Origin of the sequence: Hominenteromicrobium mulieris, assembly GCF_046197855.1 — a bacterium.
Taxonomy (GTDB): domain Bacteria; phylum Bacillota; class Clostridia; order Oscillospirales; family Acutalibacteraceae; genus Hominenteromicrobium; species Hominenteromicrobium mulieris.
This window is the reverse complement of record NZ_CP173188.1, coordinates 2,783,392-2,808,581: the sequence shown is the minus strand read 5'-3', so window position 1 is coordinate 2,808,581 and position 25,190 is coordinate 2,783,392. Positions and strand designations below refer to the sequence as shown.

Annotated in this window: 22 protein-coding genes; 12 read left to right on the top strand and 10 right to left on the bottom strand. The window is 50.5% G+C overall.

Going from position 1 to position 25,190, the window contains the following annotated elements; all coding sequences use genetic code 11:
- Nucleotides 1-21 precede the first annotated feature (21 nt).
- From pgeF to ACI0CA_RS13900, 4 genes are all read left to right on the top strand, one after another.
- Entirely contained in the window at nucleotides 22-1,719 is a 1,698-nt protein-coding gene (pgeF, locus tag ACI0CA_RS13915; RefSeq protein ID WP_308448608.1) for a peptidoglycan editing factor PgeF, read from the top strand.
- Nucleotides 1,716-4,226, top strand: coding sequence for a glycoside hydrolase domain-containing protein (locus tag ACI0CA_RS13910; protein ID WP_446806708.1), 2,511 nt, complete (start codon nucleotides 1,716-1,718; stop codon nucleotides 4,224-4,226). The genes pgeF and ACI0CA_RS13910 overlap by 4 nt, the downstream gene beginning before the upstream one ends.
- Nucleotides 4,227-4,347: 121 nt before the next feature.
- The gene (locus tag ACI0CA_RS13905) at nucleotides 4,348-5,649 is read left to right on the top strand and encodes a M18 family aminopeptidase (protein ID WP_417111413.1); all 1,302 of its coding nucleotides are present in this window, start codon (nucleotides 4,348-4,350) and stop codon (nucleotides 5,647-5,649) included.
- A 42-nt stretch (nucleotides 5,650-5,691) separates the two neighbouring features.
- On the top strand, nucleotides 5,692-6,996 hold the full coding sequence (locus ACI0CA_RS13900; protein WP_446806709.1) for an alpha-amylase family glycosyl hydrolase: 1,305 nt from the start codon (nucleotides 5,692-5,694) through the stop codon (nucleotides 6,994-6,996).
- Nucleotides 6,997-7,091: 95 nt separating this feature from the next.
- Here the strand turns inward: ACI0CA_RS13900 and sigE are convergent, their stop codons facing one another.
- A complete protein-coding gene (sigE, locus tag ACI0CA_RS13895) occupies nucleotides 7,092-7,784 on the bottom strand; it encodes an RNA polymerase sporulation sigma factor SigE (protein ID WP_176819747.1) in 693 nt (230 codons plus the stop codon).
- 20 nt (nucleotides 7,785-7,804) lie between these two features.
- A complete protein-coding gene (locus ACI0CA_RS13890; RefSeq protein WP_446806710.1) occupies nucleotides 7,805-8,665 on the bottom strand; it encodes a sigma-E processing peptidase SpoIIGA in 861 nt (286 codons plus the stop codon).
- Between the two features lie 173 nt (nucleotides 8,666-8,838).
- Between ACI0CA_RS13890 and ACI0CA_RS13885 the strand changes: the two genes are divergently transcribed.
- The 5 genes from ACI0CA_RS13885 (at nucleotide 8,839) to ACI0CA_RS13865 (ending at nucleotide 14,262) form a co-directional block, all read left to right on the top strand.
- Nucleotides 8,839-9,684: a sugar phosphate isomerase/epimerase family protein gene (locus tag ACI0CA_RS13885; protein WP_412600278.1), complete on the top strand. Its 846-nt coding sequence runs from the start codon at nucleotides 8,839-8,841 to the stop codon at nucleotides 9,682-9,684.
- A gap of 28 nt (nucleotides 9,685-9,712) precedes the next feature.
- On the top strand, nucleotides 9,713-10,390 hold the full coding sequence (locus tag ACI0CA_RS13880) for a response regulator transcription factor (protein ID WP_412585628.1): 678 nt from the start codon (nucleotides 9,713-9,715) through the stop codon (nucleotides 10,388-10,390).
- 8 nt (nucleotides 10,391-10,398) lie between these two features.
- Nucleotides 10,399-11,403, top strand: coding sequence for a sensor histidine kinase (locus ACI0CA_RS13875; protein ID WP_446806711.1), 1,005 nt, complete (start codon nucleotides 10,399-10,401; stop codon nucleotides 11,401-11,403).
- Between the two features lie 108 nt (nucleotides 11,404-11,511).
- Nucleotides 11,512-12,267 carry an ABC transporter ATP-binding protein gene (locus ACI0CA_RS13870; RefSeq protein ID WP_316688163.1) on the top strand — a complete coding sequence of 252 codons (756 nt, stop codon included), beginning with the start codon at nucleotides 11,512-11,514 and terminating at the stop codon, nucleotides 12,265-12,267.
- A 15-nt stretch (nucleotides 12,268-12,282) separates the two neighbouring features.
- On the top strand, nucleotides 12,283-14,262 hold the full coding sequence (locus tag ACI0CA_RS13865) for an FtsX-like permease family protein (RefSeq protein ID WP_446806712.1): 1,980 nt from the start codon (nucleotides 12,283-12,285) through the stop codon (nucleotides 14,260-14,262).
- Nucleotides 14,263-14,345: 83 nt separating this feature from the next.
- On the opposite strand, the gene ychF is transcribed toward ACI0CA_RS13865, so the two are convergent.
- The 3 genes from ychF to ACI0CA_RS13850 all read right to left on the bottom strand — a co-directional run bounded on the left by ychF (nucleotide 14,346) and on the right by ACI0CA_RS13850 (nucleotide 17,131).
- Nucleotides 14,346-15,440 carry a redox-regulated ATPase YchF gene (gene ychF, locus ACI0CA_RS13860; protein WP_176819738.1) on the bottom strand — a complete coding sequence of 365 codons (1,095 nt, stop codon included), beginning with the start codon at nucleotides 15,438-15,440 and terminating at the stop codon, nucleotides 14,346-14,348.
- Between the two features lie 258 nt (nucleotides 15,441-15,698).
- Complete coding sequence (locus tag ACI0CA_RS13855) at nucleotides 15,699-16,880, bottom strand: tyrosine-type recombinase/integrase (protein WP_395506789.1); 1,182 nt, start codon at nucleotides 16,878-16,880, stop codon at nucleotides 15,699-15,701.
- Between the two features lie 119 nt (nucleotides 16,881-16,999).
- Nucleotides 17,000-17,131: an excisionase gene (locus ACI0CA_RS13850; RefSeq protein ID WP_395506788.1), complete on the bottom strand. Its 132-nt coding sequence runs from the start codon at nucleotides 17,129-17,131 to the stop codon at nucleotides 17,000-17,002.
- A 441-nt stretch (nucleotides 17,132-17,572) separates the two neighbouring features.
- Here ACI0CA_RS13850 and ACI0CA_RS13845 point away from each other — a divergent pair, with 441 nt between their 5' ends.
- Both ACI0CA_RS13845 and ACI0CA_RS13840 read left to right on the top strand, forming a co-directional pair.
- A complete protein-coding gene (locus tag ACI0CA_RS13845) occupies nucleotides 17,573-18,271 on the top strand; it encodes a LytR/AlgR family response regulator transcription factor (protein WP_308448619.1) in 699 nt (232 codons plus the stop codon).
- A 12-nt stretch (nucleotides 18,272-18,283) separates the two neighbouring features.
- A complete protein-coding gene (locus ACI0CA_RS13840) occupies nucleotides 18,284-19,006 on the top strand; it encodes a sensor histidine kinase (RefSeq protein WP_308448620.1) in 723 nt (240 codons plus the stop codon).
- Nucleotides 19,007-19,084: 78 nt separating this feature from the next.
- Here the strand turns inward: ACI0CA_RS13840 and ACI0CA_RS13835 are convergent, their stop codons facing one another.
- From ACI0CA_RS13835 to ACI0CA_RS13820, 4 genes are read right to left on the bottom strand one after another with little or no spacing between them, the layout of a single operon-like run.
- On the bottom strand, nucleotides 19,085-20,065 hold the full coding sequence (locus ACI0CA_RS13835; RefSeq protein ID WP_308448621.1) for an ABC transporter ATP-binding protein: 981 nt from the start codon (nucleotides 20,063-20,065) through the stop codon (nucleotides 19,085-19,087).
- Nucleotides 20,066-20,079: 14 nt separating this feature from the next.
- Nucleotides 20,080-20,880 (bottom strand): ABC transporter permease, encoded by an 801-nt coding sequence (locus ACI0CA_RS13830; protein WP_308448622.1) that lies wholly within the window; start codon nucleotides 20,878-20,880, stop codon nucleotides 20,080-20,082.
- 18 nt (nucleotides 20,881-20,898) lie between these two features.
- The gene (locus ACI0CA_RS13825) at nucleotides 20,899-21,699 is read right to left on the bottom strand and encodes an ABC transporter permease (protein ID WP_308448623.1); all 801 of its coding nucleotides are present in this window, start codon (nucleotides 21,697-21,699) and stop codon (nucleotides 20,899-20,901) included.
- Nucleotides 21,696-22,622, bottom strand: a complete 927-nt coding sequence (locus ACI0CA_RS13820; protein ID WP_308448624.1) for an ABC transporter ATP-binding protein — start codon at nucleotides 22,620-22,622, stop codon at nucleotides 21,696-21,698. The genes ACI0CA_RS13825 and ACI0CA_RS13820 overlap by 4 nt, the downstream gene beginning before the upstream one ends.
- 81 nt (nucleotides 22,623-22,703) lie before the next feature.
- Between ACI0CA_RS13820 and ACI0CA_RS13815 the strand changes: the two genes are divergently transcribed.
- Nucleotides 22,704-23,015 carry an SAVED domain-containing protein gene (locus ACI0CA_RS13815; protein WP_373367766.1) on the top strand — a complete coding sequence of 104 codons (312 nt, stop codon included), beginning with the start codon at nucleotides 22,704-22,706 and terminating at the stop codon, nucleotides 23,013-23,015.
- Nucleotides 23,016-23,483: 468 nt separating this feature from the next.
- Here the strand turns inward: ACI0CA_RS13815 and ACI0CA_RS13810 are convergent, their stop codons facing one another.
- Nucleotides 23,484-24,887, bottom strand: a complete 1,404-nt coding sequence (locus tag ACI0CA_RS13810) for an NAD(P)/FAD-dependent oxidoreductase (protein WP_308448625.1) — start codon at nucleotides 24,885-24,887, stop codon at nucleotides 23,484-23,486.
- Between the last annotated feature and the right edge of the window lie 303 nt (nucleotides 24,888-25,190).

The window sequence follows — 25,190 nt, the reverse complement described above, 5'->3', positions numbered from 1 at the left end:
GAAAAGACACACGGAGAGCCAATGAATATCGTTATTTTGGATCTGGAGTGGAACGGTGCGTACAGCCGCCGTCTCCACGGCTTTATCAATGAGATTATCGAGTTCGGCGCGGTCAAGCTCGATGCACAACTGAATATCACAGACCGGTTTTCCTGCTTTGTCAAACCGCAGGTGACAAAAAAGATCAGCGCGGTTATCTCGGACCTCACCAACATTACGGATGCGAATCTTTTGGACGCACGCCCGTACATGCAGGTGATGAGCCGCTTCAAAAAATGGGCGGGCGACTGCGTGATTGCCACGTGGGGCACGTCGGACATTCTGGCGCTGATTGAAAACTGCCGCTATTTCGGCGGCGGGGAGACCGTTCCGTTTTTGCAGCGCTATGTCGATTTACAGCAGTACGTGGAAAAGCGCCTTGACGAGGACGGCAAGGAGCAGCTTGGGCTTTCCAAAGCGGCAGAGCTGCTTTCCATTGATGACGGTGCGCTCGACCACCACCGCGCGCTCGACGACAGCGTGCTGTCCGCCATGGTGCTGGAGCGCATTTATACAAAGGATACGTTCCGCCCGTTCATTCAGGACTGCAAGGACCCGGAGTTTTACAGACGCATCACGTTTAAAACGACGTATATCTGCGACGTGAACAGCCCGTTGATCGAAAAAGAGCATCTGCATTTCACGTGCGAAAAATGCGGCGGCGAAGCAAAGCGCCGCGGCAAATGGACTGTGAAAAACAAGAGTCTGCGCAGCACATTTAAGTGCGAAAAGTGCGGCTATGAATTCTGCGGTCAGCTGCGCGTGAAGCAGAAGTATGAGGGTATTATCGTGAGCCGCAAATCCATTCCGCTGCCGAAAATCGAAAAGCCGCGCCGCGCCGAAAACGCAGACATCGCCGATATGCGTCTGACAATCAAGGAAAACGGTGTGGGGCTGCTGACGTTTAAGGCGTGGGAGAATATTCCGTACCTTACGCACTGCTTCTCCACGCGCATCGGCGGCGTGAGTGAAGAAGAGTTTGCCGCTATGAACCTCGGCTTCAACCGCGGCGACAGCGACGAAAATGTAAAAGAAAATTTCCGTCTCATCGCTCAAGCGGCGAATATCCCTGTAGAGAATATAACGGCGGGCGCACAGGATCACCACACGAACGTGCGCCGTGTCACGATAAAAAACGCCGGCACGGGTATTTGGAAGCCGAAGGACATGGAAAGCGTGGACGGCCTTGTGACGGATGAGCCGAATCTGCCGCTGCTCATTTACGCGGCGGACTGTGTGCCGCTTTACTTCTACGACCCCATTCATCACGCCATTGGGCTTTCGCACGCCGGTTGGCGCGGCACGGTGAACGGCATGGCAAAAGCTACCGTAGAGAAAATGCAGGAGGAATTTGATACCCGCCCCGAGGATCTGCTCGCGGCCATCGGTCCGTCCATTGCAAAGGAGTGCTTTGAGGTGGACGCCCCGTGTGCGGAGGAATTCCTCGCGCTGCCCGACAGCGACAAATTCGTCACGAACGACGGCAACGGCAAATTCCACGTTGATCTTTGGGCGTGCAACCGTGCGTTCTTATTAGGTGCAGGCGTGCTGCCCGAGCACATCACAACGGGCGGCGTGTGCACCATGTGCAACAGCGACCTGCTGTTTTCACACCGCGTGACGCGCGGCAAGCGCGGCTCTAACGCCGGGTTCCTGATGCTCAGGGAACAAAACGCATGAGCGTTTGCACACTGTGTCCGCGAAAATGCGGTGTTGACCGTGAAATAATGCGCGGCTACTGCCAAAGCGGCGGCAAAATGCACATTGCGCGCGCGAAGCTCCACTACTGGGAGGAGCCGCCCATCAGCGGTACGCGCGGCAGTGGCACGATCTTTTTTACCGGCTGCTCGCTGCGTTGCGCGTTTTGCCAGAACAGCGAGATCTCCGGTGGAAGCCTACACGGCAAGGATTTCACGGTTGAAGAATTTATCGAGACGATAAAAAAACTCGAAGCTATGGGCGCGCACAACATCAACCTTGTTACGCCGACGCACTTTGCATCGCAAATTGCCGAAGCGCTGCGCATCTATAAGCCGCGCGTGCCCGTTGTCTACAACTGCGGCGGGTATGAATCGGTCGAGACACTGCGCATGTTAGAGGGGCTCGTCGACATTTACCTGCCGGATTTCAAATATGCGGACGACGATCTCGCCGTGCGGCTTTCCAATGCGCCGCACTACTGTGAAACGGCGCTTGTTGCCATTCATGAGATGGTGCGACAGACGGGCGAAAATGTGTACGACGAAAACGGCATGCTGCAAAAGGGCATCATCATTCGGCAGCTCATTTTGCCCGGCCACACGCGCAATTCCATGCAGGCGCTGGAGCTCATCAAACAGCATTTCTCGGGCGTGCCCGTGAGCCTGATGAGCCAGTATACGCCGATGGGACGTGTTTTGCATGAGCCGGAATTTGCGGACATCAACCGCCGCATCACCCTGCGGGAGAGCCGCAAGGTACAAAATTATATGTTGGAACTGGGTTTGCCCGGCTTCTGCCAAAAGCGCAGTGCCGCCGGCGAACGTTATATACCGGATTTTACACAGTTTGACACGGTCAACTTAGGGGAGGAAAAATCCATGCAGACAACGATCCAGCTTCTTTCACCGATGAAAAAAGTCATGGCGCAGGAAGAAAAGACCTTTGCGCCGTACCCGAAGGCGAGCGCTCTGCGCGGAGAAGAGACCGCGTTTCAGGCCATCGTCACGGGCGAGGGCGAGCACTACATTGAGGTGCGCACCGATGCACCCGTTAAAGTGGCGGTGTACCGCGAGGGCTATGTGCCGTGCACGCTTTCCGCGTACCCGGACAGGTTCGATGATGACTACATCACAACAGAGCCGAGCACGTTCCCGGATGTGCTGTATCCCGTCACGGACGGCGCGGTGAACGTCAACGGCCGCGAGGTGCTGTGGGTGAGCCTCAAAGTGAACGACGATGCCGCGGGCGGCGATTACCCTGTGGAGATCAGCGCAAACGGCAAAAGCGAAATTTTCCGTTTGACGGTCGTGCCGGTCACTTTGCCGGAGCAGAAGCTCACGTTCACGCAGTGGTTCCATGGCGACTGCATCGCAGCGCGCTACGGCGTGGAGATTTACTCAAAAGAGCACTGGGCATTGTTAGACAAGTATATGCGCATGGCGGCGGAACACGGCATGAACATGATCCTGACGCCGGTGTTCACTCCTGCGCTCGATACCGAGATCGGCAAAGAACGCCCGTGCACGCAGCTTGTAGAGATCACAAAGAACGACGCGGGTTATCATTTTGATTTCGCAAGGCTTGCCCGCTGGGTGGAAACCGCAAAGGATTGCGGCATTTCTAAGTTTGAGATTTCCCACTTCTTCACACAGTGGGGTGCAAAATGTGCGCCGAATATTTACGTCACCGAAAACGGCAAACGCAAGCTGAAATTCGGTTGGCATACTGCGGCAACCGACCCGGAATACGCGGCATTATTGCATGCGCTGCTGCCGCAGTTGCTTACATTCTTTGAAGAAGTAGGCGTTGAAAAAAGTGACCTTATGTTCCACATTTCGGACGAGCCGAGTGAGGAGCACAAAGAGGACTACTTAAAGGCGAAAGCTGTTGTGGAGCCGTATTTGCCCGGCTGCATTCTGCGCGACGCGCTCTCGTCGTATGATTACTACACGGAGGGGCTCGTCAAGCACCCCGTCGTCGCGACGAATCATATCACGCCGTTTATCGAAAACGATGTGCCGGATCTGTGGGCGTACACCTGTTGTAGCCAGTGCGTGGACGTGGGCAACCGTTTCCTTGCGATGCCCTCAAACCGCAATCGCATTTTGGGCGTGCAGATGTGGAAGTATCACATCACGGGCTTCCTGCACTGGGGCTATAACTTCTGGAACTCGCAGCTCTCCAAAGCTGTTATCGATCCGTTCAAGGTGACGGACGCAGGCGGCGCGTTCCCGGGCGGCGACGGATTTTCCGTCTATCCCGGCGAAAACGGCCCGCTGCCGTCGCTGCGGCAAAAGGTTTTCGCCATGGCGCTTTATGATATGCGCGCGTTGTCGCTCGCCGAAGAAAAGCTCGGGCGCGAAAGCGTCTTAAAACTGCTCGGAGACGGCGAAAGCATGACGTTTGCAAACTATCCGCGCACATCGTCCTATCTGCCTGATCTGCGCGAGCGCGTGAACGAAGCCATCGGAAATGCGTGCAAATGAATTAATTTTTTAAAGACTGTCGTACTGTTTCGGTGCGGCGGTCTTTTTTTCTGAAATTTGCTCTACCCATATTTGTCGTTTTGTGCTATGATGAATAGAAACAAGGAAAGGAATGACCGAAATGTTAAAGACTTCTGAAACCACCGAAAAGCTGCTGAAGTTTATCGACGCTTCTCCGTCGTGTTTTCATGCGGTGAAAAATATATGTGTAATGTTGGAAGATGCGGGCTGCATTCGCCTGCTTGAAAACGAAACCTGGACGCTCGAAAAGGGCAAGCGCTACTTTACGACGCGCAACGGCTCTTCTGTTTTGGCGTTCTCCGTGCCGGAAAACTATAACGGCATGCAGATTGTCTCCGCGCACAGCGATTCCCCGACGTTCCGCGTAAAGAGCGGCGCGGAGATCACCGTAGAGGGTCACTACAAAAAGCTCAACACCGAAGGCTACGGCGGCATGATCCTTTCCACGTGGTTTGATCGTCCGCTGTCGCTTGCCGGCCGCGCCGTGGTGCGTACCGAAAGCGGCGTAAAGAGTGTGCTTTTGAACATTGACCGCGACCTGTGCATCATCCCGAGCCTTGCCATTCACATGACGCGCGGCATGGCAGACCACAAGTTAAACCCGCAGGTCGATCTGCTGCCCTTGCTCGGCGGCGAAAACGCCGATTATAACGCGCTCATCGCGGAAGAGGCAGGCGTTAAAAAGGAAGACGTCATCTCGAGCGATATGTTCCTCTATCCGCGCCAGCACGGCGTTGTATTCGGCATGGAGAACGAATTTATTGCATCCCCGCGCCTCGACGACCTCCAGTGCGCGTTCTCCGCAACGGAAGCGTTTTTGAACGCGGAAAACAAAGGAAAACTGCTCATCAGCGCTGTGTTCGATAACGAAGAAGTCGGCTCGCTGACAAAGCAGGGCGCAGATTCCACGTTCCTCACGGATACCGTGCGTCGCATCGCTGCCGCGCTCAATATCCCCGAAGCGGAGTGGCTGCGCAAAATGCCGGATAGCTTCATGCTTTCCGCCGATAATGCCCATGCCGTGCACCCGAACTACACGGAAAAGTGTGACCAGACGAACCGCTGCTACTTAAACGGCGGCATCGTCGTCAAGTACAGTGCAAACCAGAAGTATACGACGGATTCCGTTTCCGCCGCCGTGTTCGGCGAGATCTGCCGTAAGGCCGAGGTGCCGGTGATGATCTTCCATAACCGCTCCGATATGGCGGGCGGCTCTACGCTCGGCAATATCTCAAACGGTCATCTGTCGCTCAACACGGTCGATATCGGCATCCCGCAGCTCGCGATGCACTCCTGCGTGGAAACAGCGGGCGAAAAGGACACCGCGTACATGGTTAAAGCCATGACGGCGTTCTATAATGCGGATATCCGCCAGACAGCCGACGGCATGTATGTGTTTTAAGTTGAAGTCAGTATAACTCTTTTGAAAGGAACGGATATAACAATGTGGGCAGATGAAACGGTGTTTTACCAGATCTATCCCTTGGGCTTTACCGGTGCGCCCATGCCGAACGACGGCGTGTGCGTGAACCGCATTCAAAAGGTCAAAGGGTGGATTCCGCACCTGAAAAAGCTGCATATCGGTGCGGTGTATTTTTCCCCGGTGTTTGAATCGGACAACCACGGCTACGATACGCGTGATTTTACAAAAATAGACTGCCGCCTCGGCACGAATGAAGACTTCAAAGCCGTGTGCGATGCGCTGCACGAAAACGGCATCAAAGTTGTGCTCGACGGCGTGTTCAACCATGTGGGACGCGGCTTTTTTGCGTTCCGTGACGTGCAGGAGAAAAAGTGGGACTCTCCCTATAAAGACTGGTTTCACTTGAATTTCGACGGTAACAGCGCCTATAACGACGGCTTTTGGTACGAGGGCTGGGAGGGACATTACGAGCTTGTCAAGCTCAATCTCTATAATCCCACCGTTGTCGAGTACCTTTTAAACTGCGTCGGCAGATGGATCGACGAATTCGGCATCGACGGCCTGCGTCTTGACGTGGCGTACATGTTGAATGAAGATTTCATGCGCCGCCTGCGCGCGTACTGCGACGGCAAAAAGCCGGAGTTTGTGCTCATCGGCGAGATGATTCACGGCGATTACAACCGCATCACCGCAGACGGCTTGCTGCACAGCGTGACGAACTACGAGTGTTACAAAGGGCTTTACTCTGCGTTCAATTCGATGAATCTCTTTGAGATTGCGCATTCGCTCGGGCGGCAGTTCGGCCCGGAGCCGTGGACGCTGTACCGCGGCAAGCACCTGATGAACTTCGCCGATAACCACGACGTAACGCGCATCGCGAGCATTTTAAACGACGAAAAGCAAATTTACCCGCTGTACGGCGTGCTGTTCGCCATGCCGGGCATTCCGTGCCTGTATTACGGAAGCGAGTGGGGCGCAAAGGGCGAAAAGCATGAGGGCGACAGCGCCCTGCGCCCGTGCTTCGATGCACCCGTCGAAAATGAGCTGACCGCGTTTATCGAAAGACTCGCGAAGGTGAAGACCGAAAGCCGCGCATTGAATTACGGAGATTATAAGAACATCACCATTCAGAATAAAAATCTGCTGTTTGAGCGTCATTGTGATCACGAGACGGTGTTTGTTGCCGTCAATGCGGAAAACGCGCCGTGTTCCATAGACGCCCGCGGCGAGTACAAAGCGGTCGATTTTTTAACCGGCGAAACAAGCGACATCCACGGTATGGTGGAGCTGCCGCCGTATGGGGTCAAATATTTGAAGCTCGTATAAACCGAATACTTTAAAACCGGTGTATTTTTTAGAAAAAGCAGATGTGTCACCAAAATCGGTAGATACATCTGCTTTTTGTCGTGTTTATGGCGTGTTTATCCCGCCTTCTCCATTTCTGTCTTCAATCGGTGCAAAATGCGCTTTTCAAGCCTTGAGATGTACGACTGCGAAATGCCGAGTGCATCGGCAACTTCCTTTTGCGTGTGCTCCTTTTGCCGGTTCAGCCCAAACCGCAGCTCCATGATCTGCTTTTCGCGCGGGTCAAGCTTTTCAACGGCACGGAGCAGCGTTTGCTTTTCCGATTCCTGCTCGATGCCGCGATTCACAATGTCGGGGTCGCTGCCGAGTAGATCGGAGAGCAGAAGCTCGTTGCCGTCCCAATCCACATTCAGCGGATCGTCGAGCGAGATCTCGTTTTTCAGCTGCGCCGTTTTGCGCAGGTACATCAGAATCTCGTTTTCAATGCACCGCGAAGCATACGTCGCAAGCTTGATGTTGCGCTCCACGCTGAACGTATTTACCGCTTTGATGAGCCCGATGGTGCCGATGGAAATGAGGTCTTCCACGTTCACGGCAGGCGATTCAAATTTTTTCGCAATGTACACGACAAGCCGCAGGTTATGCGTGATAAGAGGGTCGCGTGCGTTCGGTTTTCCGTCACGGATGTTCTGAAAAACCACCTGTTCTTCCGCTTTCGTCAGCGGTGGCGGAAGCGTTTCCGGGCCGTTTATGTAGTGGCAGGTGTCTTCGTTCAGCTTTGATAAAAAGTGAGCAAAAATTTCGCGCATACGGGTGAGAAAATCGTGTTTCATGGGATGTCCTTTCCGGGTTTTAAACCCTGTATCTGCGCGGCGTCACACACGGCGGCGCCGACGAGCGCCTGAAAACTCCCTGCGGAAAGCGTGCGGTCGGTCACGGCCACCCAGCATTCGATTGATATGCCCGAAAGCGAAGCCGCATCCGGCCGAAACGCGGGCAAAACACCGTCCGCTCCGAGTGAAGAAAACGGGATGAGCCGCATAGAAACAGCATTTTCCGTGCTTTGCATTCCGAAATTCGGCGGCAATATGTCACCGAGCGCACATCGATCCGCAACGATGGCAGGCGTGCCGGAAAAAGGCTCCGTCAGCGTCAGCCCCGTGTCAATTTTCGCCGGCAGCGTGACGGTTTTGCCCTGCCGTGTGATGGTCAGTTTTGCGAAAAACACGTCCGGCTCCTTTTTTCGAAACAGGCGGTCGAAGCCGTACAGCACGCCGTAAGAGACGCACGTGAGCAAAATGAGCGTCAATGCGGAAATGTTAAAATACACCGCGCCGTTTGCGAGCAAAATGCCGTGTATCGGCAGAAAATACGCCGCAGCCGTCAAAAGCCCGGAAAGCGCCGCGCCAAACAAAAACAGCAAAAAAACGGCTTTTAAAAGCTGCGTCATCGGCTTTGGCGCAAACGCCGCCGCGCACAGCGCAAGCGATTCCAACAGCGTCAGCGGAAACAAAACAACCCCCGGCAGCGCGGGCAGCAGGGCGGAAAGCCCAAACACCCCGCCGAGCACGGAAGCGAGCAAAAGCCTTTTTCCCGTAAGCGGCAGCCGCAAAAAACGCCGTACCGCGCTGAGCAAAAGCGCGTCTATGTAGAGGTTCACGATGAAAAGCAGATCGGCATAAACGGTCACGCTTTCACCTCCCGACACCAGTATACATGTGGGACAAATTTTGATTCTGTCACATTGTGCCGCCGGGAAAAATTTTCGGAAAAGGCGGCGGAACGCGTGCTGCTTGCGGGTTTTGCATTGACAAAATCCGCATGGCCTGCTATGCTGAAAATACTTTTGGAGGTGGCGTTTATATGAACCGAATTTCTGTTTTTTACGAGCACATGGCAGAAGCCATGAAGCAGGAGAATATTGCATTAGATGAAGTGTGCGCGGCGGTAAAACGCTTTGGCTTTGACGGTGTGGAGCTCGACGCGAACCGCATCAAAAACGAGGGTGATATAATTTTGCCTGCGCTGCAAAAATCCGGTCTTTGCGTGAACGGCATTTATAATTTTTTTGATTTCGGCAGCGAGACGGGCTCCCCGGAAAATGACCGTGCGGAATCTCTGCGCGTCATAGACTGCTGCGAAAAAGCAAACTGCAAGTTCCTGCTTGCCGTGGCGGGTTTTTTGACGGAGGACGAAATGGTGCGCGGCAGCGCAAAGTATGAAGCTCGCCGTCTGCGCATGGCGGCATCTTTAACAGAGCTTACAACGGAAGCGGAAAAGCACGGCATCACGGTTGTCATGGAGGAGTTCGATAACCTTACGGCGCCGTACTCCCGTGCCGATGAGCTCATGTGGTTCATGCGGCATGTGCCCGGTCTGCGCTGCGGCTTTGATACCGGCAATTTCCTTTATAATGAGGAGGACGCGGTGAAGAGCTTTTCCTTGTTCCGTCCGTACATTGCGTCCGTGCACTGCAAAGACCGCGCGTTTACGGAAAACGCCGGTAGTCCGTGCGTCACGGTCGCAAACCGCAAGCTGTATCCCGTGGCGGTAGGCGATGGCAATCTGCCCATTGAAAAAATGATGCGTGTTTTGCTTGACTCCGGTTACACCGGCAGCTTTGCGGCAGAACATTTCGGCTCCATAGAGCAGCTGAAATGCATGGAGCGCTCGGCGGCGTTTTTGAAGCGGGTACTCGGAGAGAAGTGAGGCTAACAATTTGTAAATTGGAGATACTATGGAAAATCACAGAATTTTGATTGTTGAAGATGATGAGGCTATTGCGGGTGAGGTCAGCCGCATCATCGAATCTTGGGGGCTTACCCCGCGCTGTGTCCGCGATTTTCGCGATGTTCTGCGCGAATTTACGGATTTCGACCCGCATCTTGTCCTCTTGGACATCACCCTGCCGTTTTTTAACGGCTACCACTGGTGCAGCGAGATCCGAAAAATATCCGCCGTGCCGATCATTTTCGTCTCCAGCGCGTCGGAAAATATGAATATTTTGATGGCGGTAGACATGGGCGGCGATGATTTTATCGCAAAGCCGTTCGACCCCTCCGTGCTTATGGCAAAAATTCGCGCCGTTTTGCGCCGCACTTACGACCTCGGCGACCGTGTGCCGGTCATTGAGCGTGGCGGCGCGGTCTTGAATCTGAACGATGAGACCGTGACGCACGACGGCCAAAAGGTGCAGCTCACGCGCAATGAGTTCCGCATTTTACAGACGCTTATGGAAAGCCGCGGCAAGGTCGTCAGCCGCGAAACGCTCATGACACGCCTTTGGGAATACGACCTGTACATTGAAGAAAACACGCTGACCGTCAACATGACCCGCCTGCGTAAGAAGCTTTCCGGCATCGGCCTGACCGATTTCATCACGACGCGCGTCGGCAGCGGCTATGTCGTTTTGTGAGGTGACCCATGAAGAAAAAAGAAAGCGCGCTGTTTTTCTCATACCTGTGCGCACACATTTTGCAGATCGCGTTTTTGCTACTGTGCTTTGCCATTTTTGCGGTGATCCTCTATTTATACGATTTGCCCGCCGATCCCGTTTTGTACGCGGCGCTGCTGTGCGCGGCGGTGGGGCTTTTAAGCTTTATTTTAAGCTATCTGCGGTTTCATAAGCAGTTTCGCCGGTTGGAATCGGCGCTTTTGAATCTGCCCGAATCGCGCGATGATCTCCCGGAGCCCTCGGGCAGCACGGCCGTGTGTTATGACGAAGCCGTGCGCATGCTGTGCACCAAGCTCGCCCAAAGTGAGACCGACCGCCGCCGTGGGCAGGAGGAGAACACCGATTATTTCACCATGTGGGTACACCAGATCAAAACGCCCATCTCCGCCATGCGGCTGATGCTCGGCGAAGAAGATACCCCGCGCAGCCGTGCACTTTCCGCAGAGCTGTTCCGCATAGGCCGCTATGCCGAAATGGCCTTGAATTACGCGCGCCTAAACAGCACGTCAAACGACCTTGTGTTCGCCAAAGTCGAGGTCGAACCCGTCATAAAGCGCGTCGTGCGGCAGTACGCCGGGCAGTTTGTCCGCAAGCACATCGCGTTAAAGTGCGATATTGCCCCGGTGCAGGTCTTAACGGACGAAAAGTGGTTGGCGTTCATTTTGGGTCAGCTTCTCGCAAACGCCGTAAAATATACGGAAAGCGGCACCGTGACCGTTACCGTTACAAAGAATAAGGTCTTAAAGGTCAGCGATACCGGCATCGGCATCGCACCGGAAGACCTGCCGCGCATTTTTGAAAAGGGCTTCACGGGCTATAACGGCAGGGCAGAAAAGAAATCGACGGGTCTCGGCATGTATCTGAGCCGCCGCGCCGCCGATATGCTCGGCCACATGCTTTCCGTGCAGTCCGCTCCCGGCGCAGGCAGCACCTTTTCGCTCGATATGAAGGAAAGCAATTTACAGGTGGAGTGACCTTACAAAAATGTAAGCTCCGCCTTTCATTTTGTAAGGTAAATCGATGTTCTGCGTCCGCTTTTTGCTGTATACTTTTGTCAACGAATTGAAAAAGGAGACTTATTTATGGCTGTTTTGGAAGTCAATGGATTGAAAAAGGTATACACCACGCGGTTCGGCGGCAGCCGCGTGCAGGCGCTCACGAATGTCACATTTGCCGTGGAGCGCGGCGAGTATGTCGCCATCATGGGCGAGTCCGGCTCCGGCAAAACGACGCTCTTAAATATCCTGGCGGCGCTTGACCGTCCCACGGAGGGTGAGGTGTTCTTAAACGGCCGTGCACTCTCAACCATCGGCGAAAAAGAGATTGCTTCGTTCCGCCGCCAGAACCTCGGGTTTGTTTTTCAGGATTTCAACCTGCTTGATACCTTCACCCTGCAGGATAATATTTTTCTGCCGCTCGTTTTGGCGGGCAAGCATTTCCCGGAGATGCAGGCGAAGCTTCTGCCGCTCGCGCAGCAACTCGGCATTGCAGATCTGCTCCAGAAGTACCCGTACGAGGTCTCCGGCGGCCAGAAGCAGCGCGCCGCCGTGGCGCGTGCGCTCATCACCTCACCGCAGATTCTCCTTGCGGATGAACCCACCGGCGCACTCGATTCCCGCGCGTCCGACAGCCTTTTATCACTCTTTGGCGAGATTAATCGCGCCGGTCAGACGATTTTGATGGTCACGCACTCCACTAAGGCCGCAAGCCATGCCGGCCGCGTACTGTTCATCAAGGACGGCGTTGTGTTCCACCAAATTTACCGCGGTGGTTCCACAAATGAAGAGATGTTCCACCGTATTTCGGATACCCTCACCGCCATGGCGGCAGGCGCGTAACGGGAGGGCACGAAAATGAATAACTTATATGTGCGCTTGGCGGCGCAGAACATCAAAAAGCATCGCCGCAGCTACGTGCCGTTTATGCTGGCGGGCGTTTTTGTGGCAGCGGTCAGCTACATTTTAAATTCGCTTTCCAATAATACGGAGCTCGGTCCCACGTCGCAAATGATGTTCACGCTCGGCAGCACTGTCGTCATGCTGTTTGCCGTTATATTTTTGTTTTACACGAACAGCTTTTTGATGAAGCAGCGTAAAAAAGAACTCGGTCTCTATAATGTGCTCGGCATGAACAAAGGCCACATTGCCCGCGTCATCGGGTTGGAAACGCTTTTCACGGCGCTTATCGTTATTGTAGGCGGCTGCGCCGTCGGCATTTTGCTTGATAAACTCACATTTCTCATCGTTGCAAAAATGATACGCATCACGCCGAATTACGGCTTTCACATCATCCCGAAAAGCCTGCAGTACGTTGCTGTTGTGTTCGGCGTAATCTACGTTTTAATTTACATCTCGAATGTGTTTCGTGTGCGCATTTCGCGGCCCATAGAGCTTCTGCACGGCACGAACGTCGGCGAGCGCGAGCCGAAGACGAAAGCGTTCATGGCCATTCTCGGCGTGCTGTGCCTCGGCTCCGGCTATGCGCTTTCCATTCTGTCTTCCCGTGAGCCCGTCCTCGCCATCTCCCTGTTTTTCGTTGCCGTCCTCCTCGTCATTATCGGCACGTATTTCCTGTTCACGGCGGGCAGCATCGCGCTTTTAAAGCTTTTGCGCCGTAATAAAAATTATTATTACAAAACAAGCCACTTCATCAGTGTTTCCGGCATGCTGTACCGCATGAAGCAAAATGCCGTCGGCCTTGCAAATATCTGCATTCTCTCCACCATGGTGCTCGTCATTTTGTCCTCCACCTGCTCGCTGTGGTTTGGCGCCGAGGATATGATCCACACCCGCTACCCGGCAGATGTTCTGGTGAGTATGGAAGACCCGAACCACATGATCGACATGGACACCTTTCTGACCGATGAGCTGAAAAGTGTTCCGGGCGGCAGCTATACGTCCTATGAATTCCTGACCGGCTACGATTCCACAGAAGAAACCGAAGACCATTCCTCTGCAATCTTCATGAAAGACGGCACCGCGCAGGTCGACTCCATCACGCGTAACGTGCTGTTTTTTTCCGCAGAGACCTATAACCGCATCACAGGCGAAAACGTGACCGTGGAACCGGGCACGGCGCTTTATATGAGTGTAGACGACGTACCTATGCCGGACACCATGACATTTGCAGGCACGACATATACGCTTTTCCCTACGCCGAAGTCCTTTAACCTGCGCGGCAGATATCACGTTTACGTCTCAAAGCCGTATGTCGTTGTTCTGCCGGATTATGCGGAAAAAAGTCAAGTCATCACGCCCACTGAGTACTACTGCATCTCGCTCGGCAAACTGAGAGATGAGGAACAACAGACGTTTTACGATGCGATCCTCGAAGACGTTACGACCATCATGCCGGATGAAGAAAGCGTATTCTGGGACGAAGACGGATACTTCAATTTTGAGTGCCGTGTCGAAAATACGAAGGAAATTCGCAGCATGTATGGCAGCTTCCTCTTTATGGGCATCTCGCTCGGCTTTGTGTTCACCATGGCGGCCGTGCTCATCATTTACTATAAGCAGATTTCCGAAGGTATGGAGGATAAGAACCGCTTTGCCATCATGCAGCAGGTCGGCCTCAGCCAAAAGGAAGTAAAGCACTCTATCCATACGCAGATTTTGACCGTTTTCTTCCTGCCGCTCATCACAGCCGGCATCCACGTGATGTTCGCGTACCCCATCATCCGCGCTATTCTGCGCGCTATGATGCTCAGCTCCGAAACGGTGTTTATTACCTGCACCGTCGCGTCGTTCCTCGTATTCTCCGTGCTCTATGCGGTCGTCTATGCCCTCACCGCAAAGGTGTATTACCGCATCATCAGCGAAGATAACAAATAGAGATTACAAGATTTATTCCTGCAAAAAGCCCTCCGCATCCCGAAAAATCGGAAGCGGAGGGCTTTGCAATTTTTGTTTGAAGATTAAACGTTGAAGCGGAACAGAACGATGTCGCCATCCTGCATCACATACTCCTTGCCTTCGCTGCGTACAAGGCCTTTTTCTTTCGCGGCCGCCATGGTGCCGCATGCCATCAGGTCGTCAAATGCAATGACCTCGGCACGGATGAAGCCACGCTCGAAATCGCTGTGAATTTTGCCCGCAGCCTGCGGGGCCTTCGTGCCCTTTTTAATCGTCCAGGCGCGCACCTCGGGCTTGCCGGCGGTCAGGTAGGAGATGAGACCGAGCAGGGAGTAGCACGCGTTGATGAGGCGGTCAAGGCCGGATTCGGTCAGACCCATGTCGGCGAGGAAAAGCTCTTTTTCCTCCGGGTCCATGCCGGAAATTTCGGCTTCGATCTCCGCGCAGATCGGCAGCACAGCAGCGTGCTGCTCGTCGGCGATCTTCTTCACGGCGAGATAGCCGGGGTTGTTTTCAATGCCGTTTGCAAAGTCGGATTCGCTCATGTTGGCGGCGAAAATGATGGGCTTGTTCGTCAGCAGGTTGACGGAAGCGAGCAGCTCGGCTTCCTCCTCGTCACACGCCACGCTGCGGGCGGGCTTTCCGGCATCCAGCGCCTCGTGTACGCGCTCAAAGAACTCCAGCTCGCTCTGGTACTTCTTGTCCGCCTTAATCATCTTCTTCGTCTTGTCAATGCGGCGGTCGAGCACCTCGATGTCGGAGAGAATCAGCTCAAGGTCGATTGTCTCAATGTCGCGGGCCGGGTCGATGGAGCCCTCGACGTGAATAATGTCGTCGTTTTCGAAGCAGCGCACCACATGAACCACCGCATCCACCTCGCGGATGTTGGAGAGAAACTTGTTGCCGAGGCCCTCGCCCTTCGACGCGCCCTTCACAAGACCCGCAATGTCCACAAACTCGATCGTCGCCGGGGTGAACTTTTCCGGCTCGTACATTTCTGCCAGCTTATCGAGGCGCTTGTCCGGCACGGCAACAACGCCCACGTTCGGCTCAATGGTGCAGAACGGGTAGTTCGCAGACTGCGCCCCCGCATTCGTGATCGCATTAAAAAGTGTGCTCTTGCCGACGTTCGGCAGACCGACGATACCTAATTTCATATTTATCATTCTCCTTAGAAAAATTCCCGGATTTACTGGGCTTTTGCGATTTGGCTTTTGGATTTTACGCCATTTTTACGCCATTCTCGCATTAAAATATATCGGTTTTTATCAGAATCCCCCGTTTTCAGGGGGATTTTACTGCTGATAAATGTCCGAAATCAGCGCTTTTGGTATTGCACCGATTTTTTTACTAGTTTTTTTCTGCCTGCTGATTTACTGTCTACGCCATTTTTTACGCCATTTACGAATGGCTGATTAATAGACCGCATCTTGCTGGAACTGGATCATCGCCTGATTCATGGATTCATCGGTTACATGAACATATCTATCCATGGTTGTTTTTATGCTGGCGTGTCCCAGAAGGGTTTGCAGTATTTTAGGGGGCATACCGCTTTCGATTGCACGGGTTGCGTATGTGTGCCGCAGAGCATGCATACATACCCGCTTGATACCGGCTTTATCGCAAAGTTTGTAGAGGTGGGTATCATAAGAACTGTTTTTGTTCGGTTGCCCGGTGCGCCAGTTGATGAAGACAAGATCACGCATCACAAGTTTAGCCATCATGCCCGTGCGTCTGTCCACATATTCAAGAGTTTCAGATAAAGCAGGAGATTCATATCTCTCGTGCCTGTTATCCCATAATTTCTTGAATATGTCGTACGCCCTGTCTGTCAAGGGAATCGTCCGATAGCTTTGCTGGGTTTTCGGAGGACCCGCTCGCCAGAATTGCTGCGCATGGCGAAATTCGAGTGTCTTGTTTACTGTAAGCATCCGATGCTCAAAATCGATTGCATCCCATGTCAGTCCGATCAGCTCACCGGTACGAAGTTCGGTTTCAAGAATCAGCGCGTATTGCTCGTAATTGTGTGATTTTCGGGCTGCTTCAAGAAATTTGCTTTGTTCCTCACGGGTGAAGAATTTGATGTCATCTTTCGCACGCACAGGTTTTGAATATCGAACTCCGTCCATAGGGTGCTTAGCGATCACATCATTCATCTTGGCTGCTTTGAACATGGTTCCCATGGCGATATAAGTCTGCCGAATGGTAGAGCCTGCATAGTTTGCATCCATATCAAGAAGCACCTTCTTGCAGTGCATCGGTTTAACATTGGAGATAAGCATTTTACCCATAACGGGCTTGATATTATGTTCGTACCTTTCCCTGTAATTTCTGAGAGTATTGGGAGCAAGATCGCCCACAATGTTTTCTATCCAGAAGTTAAACCACTCATCGACTGTCATATCTGTAGGAACAAAAATATCGTCGTGTTTGTCAGCGTATTTGCTGTCTTCAATCCAGTTGCGCGCTTCGGGAAGTGTCTGAAAATACTTCTCGTGCCGTTTTCCGAATCGGTCAACAAATCTTGCGCTGTACAGACCGTCTTTTCTTTGATGAATACCTTTTCCACATTCCTTGCCTTTGAGGTTTTTGCCCATAGTTTTACTCCTTTCTGCCTGAGCGAAAAGAGCACACTACTAAATTCTAATCTTAGCATAAAGTGCTCTTTTTCTCAAGGCATAATTTGAAACTTTTCTTCTTTCGTTAGCGATTTATGTTAGATGATCAGACTCTGACTGATATATTCTTCGAACTCCTTGCGTTTTACCAGCTTTTTGGTGCCGACATACCGGCAGTATGCCGACGATGACGGCGAAGAAAGCTGTGAAGAGATTTGTGGAGATGACACATATGAACCGCTTCGCACACTGGTCCAAAAGGAGTTGACAGAAACGCTTTTCTCTGCTTACAACGCACTCTCCTACCAGGAACAGGAAGTGATTCGTATACGCACCGGGGTCTGCCCGGATTGCCATAGGGTGCAAAACCGGAAATATAAGTCTCCCACCTTCTATGAGACCGCCATAACCATTGGCCTTTCTTCTGCAGAAGCGGCTGAGAAGATCTATAGAGAAGGGAATAGGAAGATGAGGGGGACTCTTGCCAGTTCTTTTAGCGGTAGAAAGTAGCTGATTTTCTATGGCGATTACGTATGGAATTAACCTTACTCGTTGCGATAGTTCATTCCTTTCCACCAATATCCTCGCGTTTGGTTTTCAGAAGCTTCTGCTGGACACTTCGGGGTTAATAAGTTATAATTAATTCATATCACTAGAAAAGGAGATGCCATATGAGAATTGCAATGTGTGATGACGAACCCATAATTCTTGATGAACTGCAGAAGTTCTGTACTGCTTGCTATAAGCGTGCCGGTATCTCTCCAACGTGGCTGGTATCCAGTGATCCTAACTGCTTTATAGATGAGCTCGAAGCATTTGCGCCGGAACTCATATTACTGGACATTGATATGCCGCGTCTTACCGGATTTGATATTGCCGGAGAATTGCTGCAGCGGAACAATCGAGCTCTTTTGATCTTTATTACGAATCAGGAATCTCTTGTATACGAAACATTTCAGTACAAACCATTTGATTTTGTTCGTAAAAGCCGTTATCATGAGGATCTCGAACGTGTACTACTCCGTGCTGCACACGAAGTATCCGCAAGGATCGATGCCTTTACATTTCGTTCTGGCAGCGTTTCCGTCCGACTCCCGTTCTCTGACATCACACATCTCGAAGCTGATGGAAATTACGTAAAAATATATACTGCGGCAGATTGTTATTCCTGTCGTTCCACCATGCGTGAAATGCAGGAACAGTTTGATTCTCACGGATTCGTACGTATACACAAAGGCTTTCTGGTAAATTGCTCCGCTGTGCACCTGCTGCACACGGTCAGCATAACGCTGGAAAACGGAACAGAGCTCCCCATTGGGCGCGCTTGGGCAGAGAATGCCAAGCAGCAAATCATGCGGTCGTTCCGCTAAAGAGGTTATTCTATGCGAAAGAAAGTACTAGAACAGGAATTTATACGACTGAACGCAGATTATAAAGCTTTGCTGGACGAAACGATTCAGCTACGCGAGAAGGTAGCTACAGCCGATGAAGCTTTGGAAAAAATGCGTGCTACAGAAGAAAATGTGCGTTCTATCCATGAAAATACGCGTCGCTTAAAGCATGATATGCGCAACCATCTTATGGTCATCGCTATGTCTTTAGGAAATGAAAAGTATGATGAAGCTCGTACTTACACTGCACAGATTTTGGACAAGCTTAATCTGGAGTACTCTTATATTGACAGTGGAAATGCGCTATTGAATTACATTCTGAATTTAAAACTGCAGCAAGCCCAGCAGATGCAGGTACATATGCAGCTGCAGATAGAGAACCTTAAATTCCAAAAAATTGATAGTGTCGACTTCTCTTCTCTATTAACCAATCTACTCGACAATGCTATCCACGCCGCAGCAAACTCGGATAAGCGGCAAATTTCCGTATCCATCAGTAAAAAGCGCGGATATGAAGCTATTTCGGTACGAAACAGTATCAATTCCTCTGTTTTGGCAGTTAACCCGGATCTGCATTCTACACATGCGGAACCGGAAAAACATGGCATGGGAATAAAGCAGATTCGAGCCATTATAGAAAAATACAATGGTTTGCTGGATATTTATGAAGAAGACCTTGTTTTCTGTGTGAACGTTATGCTGCCGGCAGGCTGAGACAGCAGTCAAAAAAATGATTATTAATAAAAAAGACAAGAATGAACCGTATTTTTACAGTTCACTCTTGTCTTCTTGTTATGCTTCGTGTTTGTATATTGCTTTAACAATTTCCTCGATAGGTGTTTCAATAATACTGATATCCTGCATTTTGCAGTGACTTGCCAGAAAAGCAAGTGCCTCTCCGGGCTGAAAATCCGACTGAGAAACATGGTATATCGACTCTGCGTCTTTCTTTTCAATCAATTCAAATCTAGTATCCTGAATCGCTTCTTTTGGATCGGCAAAAGTTACGCGGATACTGTAGCCTTTGGAGTACTGTTCCTTGAAGGCGTTGAGACCGCCGTCATAAAGAACACTACCGCTATTGATCAGAACTAAACGGTCGCATACACTCTCGATATCTGTCATATCGTGTGTTGTCAACAGTACCGTCGTGTTTTTCTCTTTGTTGATTTCCCGCAGAAACGCGCGGATATTATCCTTTGCGAGGACATCAAGACCAATTGTAGGTTCATCCAAATAAACTACATCAGGATCATGTATTAATGCGAGTGCCAGATTTGCGCGCATTTTCTGTCCTAAACTCAGCTGACGCGCAGGTTGCATAAGGAATTGATCGAGTCCAAGCAAATCGCAGAACATCTCTACATTTTTCTTGTAGGTCTTTTCTTCAATCCGGTACATCCCACGAAACAAGTCCAGTGCATCTTGTACCGGCAGATCCCACAGGAGCTGAGAGCGCTGTCCAAAGACTGCACCCATATGTAAGGCGTTCTGCTTTCGATTTTTGTACGGCTCAAGATTACCAACTTTTACATAGCCGCTGGTGGGCAACAGAATACCCGTGAGTATTTTGATTGTCGTAGATTTGCCCGCTCCATTCGGACCGATATATCCGACCATTTCACCTCGATTAATTTCCAGAGAGATATGGTCTACCGCGCGTTTCGTTAGATACTGCGGTGCAAAAAAGTTTTTCACATTTCCAAAAGCGCCATTGCGTCTATTTTTGATTTTGAAATCCTTAACAACATCATGTAATTCTATATAAGCCATAATAAACCCCTTTCTTATGTTCCGGTGCTTTCGTATTTATTAATGACTGTCCTCCAAGCGAGGAGTAGTAAGAGTACCATCACAATTGCAACGAGAGGAGACAAATATTGGATAAACACTGGAAAAATACCCATGTCCTGTTTTCCAAGTAAAGGCTGCAGTGGATAAAACGTCGTGAATCCAAGAGGTATGAAAACGGTCAGAATGATTTGCAAAGGTGTGCCGAAAATAGAAAGCGGATACTGAACAACATCCTTGAAAACATATGTAATGTTCTTAAGAGAAACATTGCCAATGGCTACAACACTTGGAAGCGAGGAAATCAAAAAGACGCATCCGGAGATAATGCCGCCCGATACCAATGTGATAACTAGCCAAAGTATGCCCCAAAGATTTAGTGTAACACCGAGAGAAATAAAGCTGAAAATCATTACAGTGGCAGATATTGTAAAGTGCGTAATATATCCAACATTGAAATTCGTGAATATTGCAAGGAAAAGTGAGTGTACCGGTCGAATCAGATAACTGTTCAGGTCACCAGTGCGGGCAAGATTCGGAAGCTGTCTGCAAAGGTCATGTGTAAATGTTGAACCGATTGCGTATGTGAATTGTGAGAAAGAATAGATCAGAAGTAATTCTCGAGAATTCCATCCGTTGAGAGATCCAAACCTTGAAACCAAAAGATACAAAGCCAGATACCGAAACACAAAGTTTGTACCTTGAGCCAAGATACCCATAATGAATGAAAAGCGATACTCGTTTTGAGACCGCCACTGTGTGCGAATAAATTGTTTTGCCAAGAATAGATAGAACATTACGGACCTCCTTTCTAGTCAACCGCCCTGAACTACGATTTTCTTTTGTGCCCGATACCACACAAAGCGTTCCAAAAGCAACAAACCGAGGAGCCACAGTACTTGTAAACAAAGATTGAAAATGATTTGATTCATAGACAGACGCCCTAAATACATTTCCATCGGTATAAACAGAACACAGCGGAACGGCATAAACCATGTAATGATATTCAACTTGTCCGGCAAAAACCAAAAAGGAACCATTTCTCCTCCAAAAACATACATTGCTGCTGTCAAAAACCATTGGATATACCAAACATTTCCAAGCCAGAAAGCCGTATAGCCCAATATTGTGTTGAGAAGTAAAAAGATCATATTTCCGAGAAGAGCACTCAATAGAAAAAATAAAACGTCCGCGAGTGTGGCGGGAAACAAGAGTGCATTGTATACAATTTTTGCAGCTACAATGCAGGGAAGAATGCATGTGAAGAAATTAAACATTTTCTCTCCTAATTCCATTGCCGCATGCTGTGCGAGCAGGTTCATGGGACGAACCATCTGCTGGCCAACCTCTCCAGAATAAACGGCATCACCAATGCGGACACCGGGCCAAAGCTGCATTCCCACCAAAAATGTTGAGGAGATCACACTGTATGTAATTGCCTCTGAAAGTGTTGCTGCAGGGTCGACGTTTTGCGCATAGAGCGCATTCCAAACGGATACATTGATAAGTACTGACATGAAACTGTAAATCAGATTGACTAATACATTGATGCGATAGACCGATTGTGATCGAAATGATCGTCGTGCCAAATCGAACCATAACACAATACTATTCATAACATATCCTCCTTTTTGCTTGAATATAATATGCGAAATAAATCTTCGACCTGCGGTTCGTGAATAAGTATTTCAGACGCGTTGCAGGTGTGCAGGACATGATCAATAATGTCCGCTGCCCGAACTGATTCAGGATCGAAAGTGATTTTCAAATCTCCATCATTCCAACTGAATCGTTGTATTGGAAGATCCTGAAAGTCGGGAACTCCATCGAGAATTTGGAAAACCAACCGATTCGACAGTAAATAGCGATGACGCAGATCAGATAAGTCTCCTGAATATATACATATTCCCTTATCTAACACGATAGCTCGAGTGCAAATTTTATCCATATCATTCAGATTTTGCACCGCTAATAGGATTGTAGTTGAATACTTCTGGTTCATTGTCAGTAAAATCCGAATCATCTGTTCCTTCATTGAGGCGTCCACACCGACAAATGGCTCGTACAGTAAAAGCAGTTCGGGCATAGAAGTGATTGCTTCATAAAAGCGAACGCGTGCGAGTTCGCCGCGAGACAGCTGATGTACCTTTGATGAAAGCAACGCAGAAAGCTTTAATGTTTCAAAACACTCCTTCAGAAAATCATCTGCATCGAAAATTGCGTTTTTCTTTGGAGATACGATTCCAGACACGCGTTCATCAGGTAAAGATTCGGGAAGAATGAACGTCATACGGTTCCGGTCGATACGGCTCATCTGCAGCGGTGTACGGCAAATAAGACTCGGATTCTTCCCCATGACCCACAGTCTCCCATGGTCCGGATTATAGATACCGAGAATTAACCGAATAAGCGAACGCTTCCCACTGCCATTTGGGCCGATCAAGCCAACACAATCTCCTTTTTCAATATGAAAGTTCAAATCCCGTAACTTGAGACCGTTACCCGAAAAGCTTCGGCTTAAATGTTCTGCTGTGATCATTCGCGCGCCTCCTTGTTTCGTGTTTATATTTTATCTAAATTTGGGATGAATTCAAGGTGGTTGTGATAAACAGCGTTCAGGGTGGGATATAAAACGCATAATGACACGTTTGCAGCAATTGTTTCTTATGCTCTTATGAATAGATTGAGGACTGGAATACTTAATAAAATGCGTGAAATTGTATCATCTGCAAATATCGAGAAAATACATCTCGTTCTATCGACCTCTAGTGACTTTACTTTTTTCTTATCTCAGGGATTCAGTAAGTATCATGATCCGGAAATTATTGTATATCAGTACGATCGCAGTGATTCTCAGAAATATCCTTGGGGAGTTTCCAATAAGGCGCTTCCGACATCCGCGATCATTCGACAGACCTCCCAAGAACATTAATATCCAATAAAGAAAACACCCGGAGATGAGGGGTTAGCTCCCATCTCCGGGTGTGATTGTTTTTTTGTAGTGTGTATTCTTTTCGCAGCTGTACCGTCAAAAATCTACTACGCCATTTTTACGCCATTTCTGCGTGGGATGGCATTGAGATATATACGTTTTTATGCTTTTGGGTATTCTGAAAAAGCGCATGAAATCTAGTTTTATCGGCATTTATAAGGGAAAATGGAAATATGAAAACTTAGGTAGGGGACTCCGATACCTAATTTCATCTATAAAACCATCTTTCTTTGAATGTAGTCATGATGTAAACTCATACATAATCAGTATAGCATATTCCCCCTGCGCCTGCAAGAAAATTCTTCTGCTTTTTCCCTAAGCCCAAAAAGAAAACGGGCTTCTGCCGAATTGCCGCGGCGGGGCCCGTTCCTTTATGTGTGAACTTGCGATGTGTGCAATCTTGTTCTCTTATGCGTTTTCCTGTTCTGCGAGTTTTCTGCCCATGAGCACGCCCATGCAAGAGGCCATCATCAGGCCGCGCGTCCATCCGCTGGCGTCGCCAAGGCAGTGCAGGTTGTGAATGCTTGTGTTGAGGTCCGTGTCCATCTTCACGCGGTTGCTGTAAAACTTCAGCTCCGGCGAATAGAGCAGCGTCTCCACGGCGGCGAAGCCCGGGACGACGTGATCGACTGCCTGAATGAAGTTGATGATGTTCACCATGGCGCGGTACGGCATGGCAGAGGTGATGTCGCCCGCCACCGCGTCCGGCAGAGAGGGGCGCAGGTTCGAGCGAGAAAGCTCTTTCTGCCACGTGCGCTTGCCGTCCAGAATATCGCCGTAGCGCTGCACCAAAATGTGTCCCGCGCCCAGCATGTTCGTCAGCTCGCCCACCTTCTGCGCGTATTCGATCGGCTGATTGAACGGCTCGTTGAAGTTGTGGGAGCACAAAATGGCGAGGTTTGTGTTATCGGATTTTTTATCTTTATAGGAATGGCCGTTCACGACGGCGAGGTTGTTATCGTAATTTTCCTGGCTGACAAAGCCGCCCGGGTTCTGGCAGAATGTGCGCACCTTGTTTTTAAACGGCTTCGGGTAGCCGATGAGCTTCGATTCATACAGAACGTTGTTTACGGTTTCCATGACCTCGTTGCGCACCTCTACGCGCACGCCGATGTCCACTGTGCCCGGCGCATGGGCGATGCCGTGGCGGGCGCAGAGCTTATCAAACCAATCCGCGCCGCGTCGGCCGGCTGCCACAACGGTCTGCTTCGCGTAAACGTCGTATTCGTTTTGACCCTCCGCAACGTGCACGCCGATGCAGGTGTCGTTCTTTAAAATGAGGTCGCTGCACGCGCAGCCGAAGCGAATCTCCACGCCGTTATTCAGAAGATATTGCTCAATCGCGTAATAAATCTCCTGCGCCTTCTCTGTGCCGAGGTGACGGATGGGGCAGTCGACGAGCTTCAGGCCGGTCTGGATGGCACGCTTGCGAATTTCTTTGACGGCTTCCTTTTCGCTCACGCCCTCCACGCGCGTGTCCGCGCCGAACTCCAGATAGATGGAATCCGTGTATTCAATAAGCGACTGTACGGTGTCTTCGCCGATCAGCTGGGGCAGGTCGCCGCCAACTTCCGGGCTGAGGGACAGCTTGCCGTCCGAAAACGCGCCCGCGCCGGAAAAGCCTGTTGTAATATGGCAGTACGGCTTGCAGTTCATGCAGTGGCCGGTCTGGGCCTTAGGACATTTGCGCGTTTCAATGGAACGGCCTTTTTCCAGCAGCAGAATTTTCTCCTTGCTGCCGCGGCGCAGAAGCTCCATCGCGGTAAAAATGCCGGCAGGACCGGCGCCGATGATGACGATATCCGTGTTCATGTTTGACCCCAACTTTCTAAAACTGACAGATGAATTTGCGTATGAATTTCAAAATACAACTCTATGCAAGACCCGGTTTCGGGTAAATCGGCACATAAAAAGGCCGCCCTGTGCCCGAACGTATACACGAAGCCCGTAAGCGGCTTCGGTATAGTCGGCACACAAGGCGGCCGGTAGAGACATTCACCCAAGTCGTGAATTTATATGACCGATCAGCAATTCAAAATTATATCAGCTAATTAAACTTCTGTCAAGCCTTTTTGCGCATAACAATGCAGGCTTTTGCAAAATATCCTGCAAATT

Coding starts and splice junctions, on each gene's coding strand:
- ACI0CA_RS13900 (WP_446806709.1), top strand. CDS start 5,692: ATGTGGGCAGATGAAACGGTGTTTTACCAGATCTATCCCTTGGGCTTT.
- ACI0CA_RS13910 (WP_446806708.1), top strand. CDS start 1,716: ATGAGCGTTTGCACACTGTGTCCGCGAAAATGCGGTGTTGACCGTGAA.
- ACI0CA_RS13885 (WP_412600278.1), top strand. CDS start 8,839: ATGAACCGAATTTCTGTTTTTTACGAGCACATGGCAGAAGCCATGAAG.
- ACI0CA_RS13845 (WP_308448619.1), top strand. CDS start 17,573: ATGAGAATTGCAATGTGTGATGACGAACCCATAATTCTTGATGAACTG.
- ACI0CA_RS13875 (WP_446806711.1), top strand. CDS start 10,399: ATGAAGAAAAAAGAAAGCGCGCTGTTTTTCTCATACCTGTGCGCACAC.
- ACI0CA_RS13830 (WP_308448622.1), bottom strand. CDS start 20,880: ATGTTCTATCTATTCTTGGCAAAACAATTTATTCGCACACAGTGGCGG.
- ACI0CA_RS13835 (WP_308448621.1), bottom strand. CDS start 20,065: ATGGCTTATATAGAATTACATGATGTTGTTAAGGATTTCAAAATCAAA.
- ACI0CA_RS13825 (WP_308448623.1), bottom strand. CDS start 21,699: ATGAATAGTATTGTGTTATGGTTCGATTTGGCACGACGATCATTTCGA.
- ychF (WP_176819738.1), bottom strand. CDS start 15,440: ATGAAATTAGGTATCGTCGGTCTGCCGAACGTCGGCAAGAGCACACTT.
- ACI0CA_RS13905 (WP_417111413.1), top strand. CDS start 4,348: ATGTTAAAGACTTCTGAAACCACCGAAAAGCTGCTGAAGTTTATCGAC.
- sigE (WP_176819747.1), bottom strand. CDS start 7,784: ATGCGCGAAATTTTTGCTCACTTTTTATCAAAGCTGAACGAAGACACC.
- ACI0CA_RS13840 (WP_308448620.1), top strand. CDS start 18,284: ATGCGAAAGAAAGTACTAGAACAGGAATTTATACGACTGAACGCAGAT.
- ACI0CA_RS13820 (WP_308448624.1), bottom strand. CDS start 22,622: ATGATCACAGCAGAACATTTAAGCCGAAGCTTTTCGGGTAACGGTCTC.
- ACI0CA_RS13870 (WP_316688163.1), top strand. CDS start 11,512: ATGGCTGTTTTGGAAGTCAATGGATTGAAAAAGGTATACACCACGCGG.
- ACI0CA_RS13865 (WP_446806712.1), top strand. CDS start 12,283: ATGAATAACTTATATGTGCGCTTGGCGGCGCAGAACATCAAAAAGCAT.
- pgeF (WP_308448608.1), top strand. CDS start 22: ATGAATATCGTTATTTTGGATCTGGAGTGGAACGGTGCGTACAGCCGC.
- ACI0CA_RS13810 (WP_308448625.1), bottom strand. CDS start 24,887: ATGAACACGGATATCGTCATCATCGGCGCCGGTCCTGCCGGCATTTTT.
- ACI0CA_RS13855 (WP_395506789.1), bottom strand. CDS start 16,880: ATGGGCAAAAACCTCAAAGGCAAGGAATGTGGAAAAGGTATTCATCAA.
- ACI0CA_RS13880 (WP_412585628.1), top strand. CDS start 9,713: ATGGAAAATCACAGAATTTTGATTGTTGAAGATGATGAGGCTATTGCG.